This is a genomic window from Escherichia sp. KCJ4928 (assembly GCF_004352695.1).
GTDB lineage: Bacteria > Pseudomonadota > Gammaproteobacteria > Enterobacterales > Enterobacteriaceae > ECMA0423.
Window position 1 is genome coordinate 1 of record NZ_SJWV01000392.1, and the last position, 1424, is coordinate 1424.

At 50.5% G+C, this 1424-nt stretch carries 2 protein-coding genes; both read right to left on the reverse strand.

Translation table 11 applies throughout. The features are described from left to right. A partial coding sequence (locus E0D98_RS24150) for a phage minor tail protein L (protein ID WP_131891252.1) occupies nt 1-680 on the reverse strand: 680 nt, incomplete at its 3' end. Nucleotides 681-890: 210 nt separating this feature from the next. Continuing rightward, nucleotides 891-1424 (reverse strand): porin (locus tag E0D98_RS24155; RefSeq protein ID WP_240723764.1); only part of this gene is annotated, 534 nt, incomplete at its 5' end.

Below are 1424 nucleotides of genomic sequence, written 5' to 3' on the forward strand. Positions count from 1 at the left end.
ATGGAAAGGAAACCGCCGAAATTAGCCACCATGCCGCGCATCTCACACCCGCGCATGCATTTACTGCATCTGTCCTTCCGGATATCCGTGGTGGGGTTGTCGAACTCATCCGCCACTGCCGGACCGTTATACCCGCATTCATCGCCCCGGTAATCCCACATACAGGTGTTCGCCAGCATGATGCGACCGGGAAACAGCGCACCGTCCGTCTCCGTCGGTGTCGCCAGCACAAACGAGGCCGTCATGGCCGTCAGCGCTGACATCTGCTCCACCACCCAGCGGTCCGTCAGCTCCTGCTCCGGGTCTGCCTCAGGATTGCCTGCCACAAAGTTCACCGCATCCAGAAAACGCGCATACACCCGGCGACGGACCACCGTGGCCCCCACCAGGCTCTGCAAATCCTCCGCCATCCCGGTGGCAAGGCCAAACAGATTGGACACCGTCAGCGACGGGCGGGCACTGCTGCCCTTTCCGTTCATCTCAAAGCCGCTGCCCTCAATCGGGTAGGCCTGATATTCACGCCCCTGCCAGGTCACCGGCTCCCCTTTTTCATTCAGCTCATTGCAGAAAAAATACCGCTCACCGCCCTGCACCGTCAGGTCGATTTCCCAGAGCACCACCCGCGGTGACTGCTCTGATTTAACCGACTCGTTCAGGCTTTCTTCGTGAATATCCTGCATATATCCGCCCATAAAAAAGGGGCGCAACCGCGCCCCGAACAATAAAAGTCCAATTTAAAATAAAACCAATAAAGGTAATAACAGAAAGTTAAATCAACACATGCCAGATGGCAATTGCTGATCGCAGTGACCAATGAAAACTGTGTTTTCATTGATACAGGCCGCCAGTAAGGGCTGACGGCCCGTATTTATTATACTTATCAGCAATAATCAGAACTGATAAGTCATACCCACAGCAACGATATTATCTGTCGCAACACCGGCTTTCCGGGTAAATTCACTTTCCTCAATCAGGTTAATTTTATAATCAACATGGGTGGACATATTCTTGTTAAAGTAATAAGTCGCACCGACATCAATATATTTAACCAGATCCTGATCGCCATGGTTCACACCACCAACCATAACATCCTGTCCTCGGGACTGAAGGTAGGCCAGAGACGGACGCAGACCAAAATCAAACTGATACTGAACAACGGCTTCGATATTCTGAGCTTTATCCGCAACACCTTGATCACCAAAGGTCGTCATATTCTGGGTTTCTGAATACACTGCTGCCAGATACAGGTTATTGGCATCATATTTAAGACCAGTTCCCCAGAATTCAGCATGTTTACCTTTTGCAACGCTGCCGGAATCAACGACCACTTCTTTTTCAGTCACATCCCCAGTTAAAGGATCTTTGATTTCAATAGTTTTGCTACCATTCAGTCCCTGAACCTGCTTATTGGTACGATCTGACTT